Source organism: Schlesneria sphaerica (assembly GCF_044336245.1).
GTDB lineage: Bacteria > Planctomycetota > Planctomycetia > Planctomycetales > Planctomycetaceae > Schlesneria > Schlesneria sphaerica.
Window position 1 is genome coordinate 5,659,260 of record NZ_CP172346.1, and the last position, 11,379, is coordinate 5,670,638.

8 protein-coding genes and 2 pseudogenes are annotated in these 11,379 nt (G+C 57.9%); 8 read left to right on the forward strand and 2 right to left on the reverse strand.

Annotated elements, in window-relative coordinates:
* Positions 1-66: 66 nt before the first annotated feature.
* Positions 67-1,254, reverse strand: a pseudogene (locus ACGY09_RS20510) (IS3 family transposase).
* Between the two features lie 46 nt (positions 1,255-1,300).
* Here ACGY09_RS20510 and ACGY09_RS20515 point away from each other — a divergent pair.
* The 7 genes and pseudogenes from ACGY09_RS20515 to ACGY09_RS20545 all read left to right on the forward strand — a co-directional run.
* Positions 1,301-2,206: pseudogene (locus ACGY09_RS20515) on the forward strand (SCP2 sterol-binding domain-containing protein); the annotation flags it as partial.
* A gap of 21 nt (positions 2,207-2,227) precedes the next feature.
* Positions 2,228-3,337, forward strand: coding sequence for a 2Fe-2S iron-sulfur cluster-binding protein (locus tag ACGY09_RS20520; protein ID WP_397571895.1), 1,110 nt, complete (start codon positions 2,228-2,230; stop codon positions 3,335-3,337).
* Between the two features lie 546 nt (positions 3,338-3,883).
* Positions 3,884-6,064: a heavy metal translocating P-type ATPase gene (locus ACGY09_RS20525; RefSeq protein ID WP_397569233.1), complete on the forward strand. Its 2,181-nt coding sequence runs from the start codon at positions 3,884-3,886 to the stop codon at positions 6,062-6,064.
* A gap of 118 nt (positions 6,065-6,182) precedes the next feature.
* A complete protein-coding gene (locus ACGY09_RS20530; protein WP_397569234.1) occupies positions 6,183-6,908 on the forward strand; it encodes a TetR/AcrR family transcriptional regulator in 726 nt (241 codons plus the stop codon).
* A gap of 116 nt (positions 6,909-7,024) precedes the next feature.
* The gene (locus ACGY09_RS20535) at positions 7,025-7,225 is read left to right on the forward strand and encodes a hypothetical protein (RefSeq protein ID WP_373652999.1); all 201 of its coding nucleotides are present in this window, start codon (positions 7,025-7,027) and stop codon (positions 7,223-7,225) included.
* A 168-nt stretch (positions 7,226-7,393) separates the two neighbouring features.
* Positions 7,394-7,576: a carbon storage regulator gene (locus ACGY09_RS20540; protein ID WP_373653000.1), complete on the forward strand. Its 183-nt coding sequence runs from the start codon at positions 7,394-7,396 to the stop codon at positions 7,574-7,576.
* A 253-nt stretch (positions 7,577-7,829) separates the two neighbouring features.
* Positions 7,830-9,062, forward strand: coding sequence for an FAD-dependent oxidoreductase (locus ACGY09_RS20545; RefSeq protein WP_397569235.1), 1,233 nt, complete (start codon positions 7,830-7,832; stop codon positions 9,060-9,062).
* A 79-nt stretch (positions 9,063-9,141) separates the two neighbouring features.
* Here the strand turns inward: ACGY09_RS20545 and ACGY09_RS20550 are convergent, their stop codons facing one another.
* The gene (locus ACGY09_RS20550) at positions 9,142-10,101 is read right to left on the reverse strand and encodes a UbiA family prenyltransferase (RefSeq protein ID WP_373653002.1); all 960 of its coding nucleotides are present in this window, start codon (positions 10,099-10,101) and stop codon (positions 9,142-9,144) included.
* 279 nt (positions 10,102-10,380) lie between these two features.
* On the opposite strand from ACGY09_RS20550, the gene ACGY09_RS20555 reads away from it, so the two are divergent.
* Positions 10,381-11,343, forward strand: a complete 963-nt coding sequence (locus ACGY09_RS20555; RefSeq protein WP_373653003.1) for a C-terminal binding protein — start codon at positions 10,381-10,383, stop codon at positions 11,341-11,343.
* Positions 11,344-11,379: the final 36 nt, after the last annotated feature.

An 11,379-nucleotide genomic window follows, 5' to 3' on the forward strand; every position in this document is an offset into this window, starting at 1 on the left:
CAAACCGGTCGCGGTGGCAGCAGGTCTGTGGCCTGCCGGTGATTTCCGTACCAGTTGTGATAAGAGTCAGGTCTGTAGGGGGCTGAACGTGTGGGCCTGGAGCGGAGGCGCAGGCGTCTTCGCCGGAGCCGTAGCGGAAGGACCGCACGTTCGCGCGAACTCCGCCGGGGTCTGATACCCAAGCGAACTGTGAGGTCGCACTTCGTTGTACTGACGTCGCCACGACAGGCCCAGGCTCGTCGCTGAACGCAGTGATTCAAACACTTCGCAGGCCAGAAACTCATCCCGCACCTTCGAATGAAAACTTTCCGCGTAGCCATTCTCCCACGGTGAACCAGGCTCGATGCACAGCGGCCCCACCGATGACCGCTCCAGCCAATTCCGCAACGCTTTGGCAATAAACTCCGGTCCGTTGTCACTCCGGATATGTGCCGGTACACCGTGAGCCACAAACAGGCCGCGCAACACCTCGATGATGTCCTCGCTTGTCATCCGGCGAGCCACCTTCAAACACAAACATTCGCGAGTGAATTCATCGACCACGCTCAACCACTTCAGGCTGGTCCCGTTCGACGTTCGATCGAAGATGAAATCCCACGCCCAGACATGGTTCTTCCGCTCCACACGAACGCGATTGCAGCGATTGACACTGGCACCGAGACGTCGCTTCTTTCGTCGCTTTTTTCTGCACCTTGAGACCTTCGCGACGCCACAGCCGATACACACGATCAAACCCGGCTTCAAACCCTACCCGCTGCAACAGAACCGTGATCCGGCGATACCCGAAACGCGGGTGCTGAAGAACCAACTCGTGAATCCGGGATAACAGCCGCCCTTCGTCACAAGAGGGTTGCCGTTCATAACGGTGACTACTGCGCGGCTGGCTCAACACACGGCACGCGCGACGTTCACTGACCGAAAACGAGCTCTCCAGATGGTCCACAGCTTCACGCTTGCGGGAAGGGCTCACCAGTTTCCCGAGGCGATCTCTTTCAGCATCGCTTTGTCCAGCTCCGCTTCAGCCAGAAGCTTCTTCAACCGCGCGTTCTCTGTTTCCAGCTCCTTCAGACGCTTCGCTTCGTCTGAACTCATCCCGCCGTACTTGCTCCGCCAACGGTAGTAAGTCTGCTCGCTGATCCCGAGGTGCTGAACCACTTCCGATACCGACTTACCTGACTTCAACATCGCATCACAATCACGCAGCTTCTCCACGATCTGAGCCGCGCTGTGACGTTTCCCAACACCTTTCGGCATCTCCAATCTCCTTGCCTTAATTCGGCAAAAAGACTCTCATTACTGGTGGTACATTTCAACCATGGCAGACCATCTGGGCATGATGGGCATTCACCGCAATGTCATTCATGAGAAGTTTGGCAACTTCATCCTTTTGGGGACCATTCTGCTGGATGCCGAGGTTTCAGAGTGCAGCCAGCCGATCACCTATAACCCGTGTCTGGAATGCAAACTGTGTGTGGCCGCATGCCCCGTGGGGGCCATCTCACCGGACGGTGATTTCAACTTCTCGTCCTGTTACACCCATAACTACCGGGAGTTCATGGGGGGCTTCACCGATTGGGTCGAGCAGGTCGCGGACAGCAAGAACGCGGGTGACTATCGCAGCCGTGTCAGTGATGCCGAGTCGGCTTCAATGTGGCAAAGCCTATCCTACGGGGCGAACTATAAAGCCGCGTACTGCCTGGCGGTCTGCCCGGCCGGAGAGGATGTCATCGGGCCGTTCCTCTCCGACCGGAAGACGCATCTTACGGAGATTGTGCGACCTCTTCAGGAGAAAGAAGAGATTATCTATGTCACCAGAAACTCTGACGCTGAAGACCATGTCGCCAGACGGTTTCCCCACAAAAAGATCAAGCATGTGGGCAACAGCCTGCGGCCGAACAGCATTGAGGTTTTTCTGAACGGAATGCCGAACGTCTTCCAGCCTGGGAAATCAGCGGGACTGAACGCCACCTACCACTTCACCTTCGCCGGCCTTGAACAACGGCAGGCAACGGTCGTGATCAAGGACCAGAAAATCCATGTGCAGGAGGGGCATGCTGGCAAACCAGATCTCCACGTCACCGCAGACTCGCAGACATGGGTCGGCTTTCTGAGGAATGAAAAAAACGTCGTGTGGTCAATGCTGCGGAGAAAGATTCAACTCAAAGGCCCACTCAAATTGTTGATAGCCTTTGGAAACTGCTTTCCGGGAATAGTCACTCGGCAACAGATGGTCAACATCTTACCGTCCGCTTCCAAGATCAGGGGCGCGGCAGCGCCCTTCTTGAAAATCGACCCCACCACCAAGGAAACCCGATGGCGCGGCAAACTCCGGCTCTCGGAAAGCGTCGAAGAGGCTCATGAGGTGAAGACTTTCCGCTTCAACCTGGCGAATGGAGAACCAATCCCTTTTGAGTATCTCCCCGGCCAGTTCGTGACGGTTCACGTCGCGCCTCAGGGTGTCCCGACCAGACGCTCTTACACCATCGCGTCGTCACCGACATCGCGTGACCGAATCGAGATCACAGTCAAACGCGAAGACCGGGGACTGGTCTCGCAATGGCTCCACGACGAACTCGGAATCGGGGACGAGGTCGAGATCGAAGCGCCGAGTGGCACCTTCACCTTCAGCGGCAAGGAAGCAGAAAGTGTGGTATTGATTGGCGGTGGAGTAGGGATCACGCCCCTGATGAGCGTGCTGCGATACCTCACAGCGACGAACTGGACCGGCAAGATCTACTTGATCCTCAGCTTCCGGTCTCCACGCGACTTTATTTTTCGAGAAGAGTTGGCCGAGCTTCAGGCACTTCACGCAAATCTCTGCGTCACCGTCACCATGAGCGACCCCGGCGACCAGCCGTGGTCGGGAAGAGTAGGCCGAATCGATGCGGATCTGCTCGCGTCGACCGTGCCTGATCTCACGACCCAGCGGGTGCATGTCTGCGGCCCAGCGCCAATGATGGAAACGGTCACGGGGGCACTCGCCTCGCTGGGAGTTCCCCAAGACCAAATCAAGAAGGAGGCATTCGGGACGGTCAAACGCGATCCGACTGTGAAGCAGGTCAGATCAACCGAGATCGCGGGCAAGGCCACCTTCCTCGCTTCCGGCGTGACCGCGCCAGTTCCAGTCGATGCGACGATCCTCGATGCGGCCGACACGGCTGGTGTCTCCATCGATAATGCCTGCCGTTCCGGCACATGCGCATCGTGCCGCGTTAAGCTCGTCTCTGGCCAGGTCACAATGGACATCCAGGATGGGCTGACTGATCAAGACAAAGCCGAAGGTTACATTCTGGCCTGCCAGGCCAAGGTTCAGGGCGACGTTGAAGTCGACATTTGACGAATGCCGCTGATGCTCGGCGGCGACGATTTAACGCACCAGTCCCATTATTTGTCTGCCGACACTGGACAGGGGATCCTTTCAGCTCCTCATGCCCGAACTTACAGTTGCGGCATCAGCGGTCACGGACACAACATCACACTCACCGAGATCGTCTTGAGCCGCGAGCCCACGGTCGGGTCACGGTGGAACAGGCTTCTGATCTCATCACGCGAGTTCAACCAGACGGAAGTCTATCCCCTGACTCACAGGAGGTTCGTCCCGAGGCTGTTTCAGCGACTTTTCTGCAGCGCTGCTGCGAGTTCAGGCGAATCGCGTTCTTATTCTCGGCATTGCCGTTCGGTGGAGCCACTTGCCGCCGCTCAACTGAGCACCCTACCATCAAGAACGACGGCCGACCCCACTTTGGGGGACGCAACTTGAGACCCACCGACGCTTCCTGAACTTTCTCGAACGATTCGAGCGTTCGTTCGATCGCTCGGACGCTTTCCGCAACAAGGCCCATCATTCATGCCATCGGAAAAAATGCAGTTCAAGATTGCCGGCATGGACTGCGCTGAAGAAGTCAGCATGCTGAAGAAAGAACTGATTCCGCTGCTGGGGGATGATTCACGGCTATCGTTCGATGTGATGAACGAGATTCTTTCCGTCGCACAGGGCGGGACCGAGGTGACTCAGGAAGCCATTCAGCAGGCCGTGGCGCGGACAGGCATGCAGGCCCTCGTCTGGAAAGAAGGGACGCGTCCGGAAGCGCCGGAAGGGGTGATCCAACGCTGGGGACGGACCTGGCTGGCCGGCCTCAGTGCGATGATGACTGCTGCAGGCTTTGTGACTCACGCCATTCACGCGGGGAGTTTCCGGCAGGCTCTGGGGTCGGAAGGGATGGGACTCGCCTCGCCGACTCCACTGATCGTCCGCGTTCTCTACGGGATGGGGATTCTGGCAGGTGCCTGGTTCGTTCTGCCCCGCGCGTTTCTGGCATTACGGCGGCTTCAGCCTGATATGAACCTGCTGATGGTCATTTCGGTGCTGGGAGCTGCCTGGATCGGGGACTGGCTCGAAGCGGCCACCGTCGCCTGCCTGTTTTCGATCTCTTTGCTACTGGAAAAGTGGAGCGTCGGCCACGCCCGGCGGGCGGTCGAAACGCTGCTGGACCTGACGCCTCCGCTTGCCCGTCTGTTGCACCCCGATGGACAACAGCAGGAAGTTCCCCCCGATCAGGTCCCGGTCGGTTCGACGCTTCTGGTCAAACCGGGAGAACGCTTTGCACTGGACGGAGTGGTGGTGCAGGGGAGCAGTTTCGTAAATCAAGCCCCCATGACAGGCGAAAGTGTTCCTGTCGCGAAAGAACCAGGCGACCCCGTGTTTGCAGGGACCATCAACGGTGATGGTGCACTGGAGATGCGATCAACGAAAACGGCAGGAACCACCACGCTGGCCCATCTAATCCGAATGGTCAGCGAAGCTCAGTCACGTCGTTCGCATTCCGAACAATGGGTCGAGCGGTTCGCACAGATTTATACTCCGCTAGTCCTCATGCTAGCTCTGGCGCTATTCATGGTCCCACCTATGTTTCTCGGTGGAGACTGGGCGGACTGGTTCTATCGTGCACTCGTGCTGCTGGTGATTGCCTGCCCCTGCGCTCTGGTGATCTCAACACCGGTCAGCATTGTCGCCGGCATTGCCGCAGCGGCACGGCAAGGTGTTCTGATCAAGGGTGGGGCCTACCTGGAACTCCCCGGAAGGCTCCGGGCGATGGCCTTCGACAAGACGGGAACACTGACCAAGGGGCAGTTGCAGGTGGTCGAAGTCGTTCCGCTCAACGGCCATTCCGCGAACGAACTGTTGGAACGTGCCGCCGGTCTGGAAGCGCACAGTGAGCACCCGCTCGGCAAAGCGATTGCTGCTCATGCACACCAGCAAGGTATCGAAGTTCGGCCAGTGCAGGATTATCAGGTCGTGCCGGGGAAGGGAGCGACTGCGAAATTCGAAGGACGCTCCTTCTGGATTGGATCACGCCGTTTTCTGGAAGAGCAGGGGCAGGGGACGGACGAGATCCGCTCCCAACTCGACACCCTGTCCCTCCGTGGTGTCACCATCGTCGCTGTCGGGAATGAGCATCATCTGTGTGGATATCTGGGGCTGGCCGACACAGTTCGCCCTCGCGCCGCCGAAGCCATCAAGGAACTGCACCAGTTAGGAATTGCCCCCGTGGTCATGCTGACCGGAGACAGCAGTGCCACCGCCAACGCCATCGCACATGCGACCGGCGTTGACGAAGTCAAAGCGGAACTGCTGCCCGCCGACAAGGTCGCCCAGATCGAAAGCCTCGTCTCACAGCACGTCGCAGTGGCGATGGTCGGCGACGGGGTTAATGATGCCCCGGCGATGGCGCGGGCATCTCTGGGGATCGCCATGGGAGCCGCCGGAAGCGACACCGCGCTGGAAACGGCGGATATTGCCTTGATGTCCGACGATTTGTCCCGGCTTCCCTGGCTGATCCGTCATTCGCGGCGAACTCTGGCCATCATTCAAGCCAACATTACCTTCGCGCTGGTCGTGAAATTCATCTTCGTCGCACTGACACTCTTCGGATTCGCCTCAATGTGGGCCGCGATCGCAGCAGACATGGGGGCTTCGCTGCTGGTCATTCTCAACGGATTGCGACTACTGCAGCCTCGCGACGGACGCAACTTGCCGTGCACTCTAAACCGTCCAGCCAGCTGACTTTCAGTTGCGTGTACGCCACTACGCAACGACCAAGACAGTTCAATGCCAGCACAGCCATCTTGACTTAAATTGTAAGTGAGTATACACTCACTCACGAATTCGCTGGAACGAGATAATGAAGACAGATCTACCGTCACCGTCGAGCCTTGGAAAATCGACACAGAAAATGTCGAGTGAGGATCGTCGTGCCGCCATCATCCACGCGGTTCGCAGGGTCTTCGCCGAGCACGGTTTCAAGGGAACGACGACGCGAGCCCTGGCAGAAGCCGCCGGAGTCTCCGAGGCTCTGTTGTTCAAGCATTTTCCGAATAAAGAAGCTCTTTATTCCGCCATGCAGCTTTCCTGCTTCGATCAAAAGGATCAAGAGCGAGTGCAGCGGATGATGGAACTAGAACCATCGGCCTCGACACTGGTGCTGATGGTCCATTTCCTCGTGAATCGATTGATCTCACCCTGCCAGACCCTGGATGACGACCAGACAAATCAGCAGCATCTGGTTTTACGGAGTTTGGCAGAGAACGGAGACTTCGCACGACATATTACCGAACACAAGATGGCAGGGTTTATTGAAAAAGTAAAACAGTGCCTGACAACCGCAATGGAATCGGGCGACGCCTGGGAAGGTCCGGTCCGGTTTGATCTGGCGGGATGGTTCACGCATCACCTGGCACTCATGACAATGCTCCACCTGCGCCCCGACGTACCCGTCGTCAACTACGGCGTATCGCGAGAAGTACTGGTCGAACAGATTGTCTGGTTTGCCCTTCGTGGAATGGGCCTCAAAGAAGAAGTCATTAAGCGGTACTACAACTCCAAAGGTTTGGCGTTGTTTGCCGAGTAAGTAGAGCGAACCTCATCCCGAGATTCTGCTCGATTTGAGTGAGTAAGCACACACTTATTCTCACATGTTTATCTGGGGGCTGAAAGTGAGACAGCCCCGATCACTGGAAACGTACGATGACGACGAGTAACTGGGAATTGAACGAACTTTTGTGGAGTAAATTGGAAGGGATTCAGGCAAATCCATTGCCTCTCATTTTTATTGCGATAGCCGTGATCTTTTTCTGGGTCGCCCGCGTTCGCGTGATTGAGCGAACGCGCCGGCGGGTCACCGCCGCGGCTGAGGCCTACGCCGCCAGAGAACTGTCTCTGGAATGACAAGATCTTCTCACGAGGATCTGACAACAACACGCTGACCCGATTCGGTTCCCACTGGTCGGGTCAGTCAATGCAAGCGACACGCGTTTAATCGGAGTGGAAAAGGAATTCGAGTTCACTCAATCAGCACCCCTGATCGAGTCAGCAGGCACTTAAGGAGGAGTCAAGATGCTGGTTATCAGTCGTAAGGTGGGAGAAAAGATTGTGATCCCCGGTCTGAACGCCGAGATCGAAATTGTGGCGATTCAGGGCTCCAAGATCCGTCTGGGGATTTCCGCCCCGTCCGACGTGAACATCCAGCGTCAGGATCTCTCGCTGGCACTCGAAGGAAGCAACCGAATCGGCAATTAATGCTGATTCCGCTGAATCCCGACAGAATCTTGCATGGAAAATCCCTTACCGCTGGCGGCAACGGGAATCCATCTTCCGCAAAATTGCGTTTTTCAATACTGTGTGTGGATGTACCGACGTCCGCCTGGGGTTCAAACGAACACCAGACAGATGAACACAGGCAGGGATCGCCGTTGTTCAATAGTCGGGAAACACCGATCACTCGAGCCAATCTCGAGATCGTTACCCCCCTCATGGATGACGGGATTCTGGGATGCGACTGGACGCGTTGATTTTCGGAGGCGGTGCGGCTGGACTCTGGCTGCTGGATCGACTCTCGCGCGATGGACATCATGTTCTTCTGCTGGAAGCGCACGCACTGGGGCACGGCCAGACCGTCGCCTCTCAGGGAATCATTCACGGCGGCCTGAAGTACACGCTCAGCGGCCTGTTAACTCAGTCGGCCCGCAACATTCGCGAGATGCCGAATGTCTGGCGTGATTCCCTGCTGGGTCGATCCACACCCCACCTCGTCAACACACGCGTTCGTTCGGATTGCTGCTATCTGTGGCAGACCGATTCCCTGGCCTCTCGCGCCGGCATGATCGGGGCACGCCTGGGTCTAAGGGTCAAACCCGAAACGATCGAACCTGATGCCCGTCCGGAAGTGCTGGACGGCGTTTATGGCACCGTCGCACGGCTGCCGGAACAGGTCATTTCTCCTCAAAGCTTCATTCAGGACCTGGCCACGCAGTACCGGGACCGGATCCTGCTGATCGACAGTGAATCAGGACTCGATTTCGATCTGAACAGTCCCGGTGAAGTCGCCGCTGTTCGCCTGACCTCGCCGACGGATGGTGCGCGAATTTGTCTGCAGCCGAGACAAGTCATTTTCACAGCGGGAACTGGAAACGCTCATCTGCGAAAGCGCGTTGGACTAAGCAGCGATGTGATGCAGCGACGCCCGCTGCACATGGTCATGCTGCGAGGCAACCTGCCAGAACTCAACGGCCACTGCCTGGACGGTGCCAAGACGCGTGTCACGATCACGTCCGATGTCGACTCTCAGGGTCGCATGGTCTGGCAAGTGGGTGGCCAGATTGCCGAGGACGGCGTTCAGCTCAGCCCACTCGCCTTGACCGAACACGCGATCCAGGAATTGCACGCGGTGCTCCCGAGTATCGACCTGACCAGCGTCGAATGGTCGACTTACCGCGTTGATCGAGCCGAAGGGGCCGTCAACGGCGGCTCGCGTCCCGAAACCATCCAGGTCCTCTGTGCCGGAAACGTCACCACCGGCTGGCCAACCAAGCTTGTCCTTGCCCCGGTTCTGGCCCACGAAATTGCCAGCCGTGCCACATCCCCCTACTTATCGACCTCGTTCGACACCCGGGAAGTCGCTGCGTGGCCGCGTCCTCCGGTGGCCACCGTCCCCTGGGAATCCGCCGGCCTGCACTGGTGGAAGCTCGAACAAGCGCCAATGCAATCTCGCCAGCGTGCAGCCTGATGCGATACCTGGAACCGACGGGCAACACGTTGTCCGTCGGTTTTTCCTTTCGTAGCGACACCTCCGCGGTCCCGTTGCGCTATGTCATCGGGATAAAGCGACTCAACAACATTGCCGGAACCACCAGCAGCGATGTTGCAATGGCATGCATGACGCCGATCCCCAACCCGTCCGCCTGATTCAGATGCCAGTGGATCAGCGTGGCATCCAGGATGACCAGCGACAACAGCATCACTTTGATGCTTCCCTGAACGGTTGCCGGAGAAGGGGACCGGAGTGCCTCCAGCCCGCGTCGGTTAATCGTGAACGCGACGACGAGCAGCATGGCCAGCGATACACCGACGGCCGATCGGCCCGGTGAACTCACCATTAACCAGATCAGAACACCAAACCCGACATTCATGATCAGTTGCGCCAGGGCCAATTGCCAGCGGCTGCTGGTTCGGGCTTCCGTCCTCGCGAAAACCGTCACTCCCACGATGTAAGTCCCTAACCCGATCGCTGCGGGAAGCAGCGGAGAGTTCAGCAGATCCGCCAACTGGGTCTGCAGGCTCCCCCCCAGCAGAACATTCAGAAACCGGCAAGTCCCCATCGCCAGCGGCCCCAGGGGAGTCCGCTTCAGATAGCTGTCGTAGCCAAGAATGGCAATGACCAGCAGCATGGCTACCACCATGCTGACGAGACTGACCGCCGCTGCAGCACCGACCCCGACCATCATCAGCACGCATCCCAGCATTGCGGCCGATCTCAGGGTCACGCGGCCTGAAGGAATCGGACGCCCCGGACGCTCGGCCGTATCTTGCTGCACGTCAAAGACATCGTTGAACACCATCCCCGACAGATACAGGCACGCCGACGCGACGAGCAGCCCCACGAACTCCAGCGGATGATTCCAGCTCAGCTCCAGAGCGGGCCCTGGAACCGCGCCCGCAGTCAAGGGGCCGTAGAGAAAACCCTGAGTCAGTACGAATCCCAGGATGATGTCCGCCATTGCGGTAAAGACGGTGGGAAGCCGGAGCAGTTGCAGATAAGGCAGCATGTCAGTCCTTCAATTACAGACGAATTTTCCAGCGGGGATTATGCAGTTCCTGGCCATAAATGGCGAACCGCTCACCCAGTCAAAACGGAAGTTCGCCGCCTCTATTCAAGAAGAAGGCCGATCCTGTCGCGATTTCAGAGCAGGTCGGCGAATTCATCAAAGTATTTTGCTGTGTCGAGTGATTACCCGTCACTCACCGCGCATAATACGCGACGAATTTTCTCCTCCCCACAATCTGGTACGACACCCGAGACCCTCTTTCACAAGTGCTGGAGCGCCATGAAAATCGTTATTACGGACTACTCATTTCCCAATGTGGATGTTGAAGAACAGATTCTCCGGGCACAGGGACATGAACTGGTCGCGTGCAAGGAAAAGAGACCGGCCAGCGAACTCGCATCGCTCGTGGCAGACGCGGATGCAGTGATCACCCAGTTCGCCCCTGTCACGGCCGAAGTGATCTCGAACATGCAGCGCGCCAAGGCGATCGTCCGGTACGGGATCGGTGTCGACAACGTCGACCTCCAGGCCGCCAAAGCCAAGGGGATTCCCGTCTGCAACGTCCCCGACTACTGCATCGACGAAGTCGCCGACCACACACTCTCGTTCATCCTCGCCTCGACACGGCAGGTTGTCATCAATTGCACACGCGTCAAAGAAGGGAAATGGGGACTGGCCACCGGACTGGAAGGAATGAAGACGCTCCGCGATCAGACCGTCGGAGTCGTCGGCTTCGGCCGCATCGGCCGGGAAGTGGTCCGACGGCTGCTGGCCTTCAAATGCCGGGTCCTCGTTCACGATCCCGTTGTCGCACCGTCGGAAATCACGGCGGCAGGCTGCGTTCCCGCGTCACTCGAGGAACTGCTTTCCACGTCCGATGTGATCACGCTGCACTGTCCGTCGCTCGCGCAAACCCGCGGCATGATCAATCGTGAATCGCTCGCGAAAACCAAACGAGGCGTCATCCTGATCAACCTCTCACGAGGGGATCTGGTCGACTCTGACGCACTGGTCGCCGCTCTGGAAAGCGGACAAGTGGGCGCTGCAGCACTCGACGTATTTGCTCCGGAACCCATCCCGGCAGACCATCCGATTCTGAAAATGGATCAGGTCATCGTCGCCTCGCACATCGCCTCGTGCAGCGTTCCCGCTGTCAGAAAGCTCCGCGAAACCGCCGCGAACCTCGCCGCCATGGCCATTAAAGGCGATCCGCTTCCCAGTGTCGTGAACGGAGTCAAATAACGGCGGGGTCCTTTTCTATTCAAATCCCCTGTCACA